The following is a 244-nucleotide window of genomic DNA, read 5'->3' as shown; positions in this document are numbered from 1 at the left end:
GTGCATCCGCTGCTATCGATGCTCAATTGGCTAAAATTGGCGGTGGCGCGAGCGTTGCTGTATTGAAATCAGTTGTTACTCAGGCCTCCTCAGCAATTCCAGTAATGCCGCTATATTTGGCGATGGTCTTCAAGGTAATGCGCGAGAAAGGTATCCATGAAGGTTGTATGGATCAAATTTATCGTATGTTCGCAGAGCGTTTGTACAATAACCATAATCCTGCAGAGTTGACAGACGATAAAAA

General features: G+C 44.7%; 1 pseudogene. It reads left to right on the top strand.

The window, feature by feature from the left end:
* A pseudogene (locus RG959_RS24770) lies at positions 1–244 on the top strand (bifunctional NADH-specific enoyl-ACP reductase/trans-2-enoyl-CoA reductase); the annotation flags it as partial.

It is taken from the genome of Domibacillus sp. 8LH (assembly GCF_038806185.1).
In the GTDB taxonomy this organism is placed as follows: Bacteria; Bacillota; Bacilli; order Bacillales; family Domibacillaceae; genus Domibacillus; species Domibacillus indicus_A.
The sequence above is the reverse complement of the archived record's forward strand: the minus strand, read 5'-3'. Positions and strand labels throughout refer to the sequence as shown.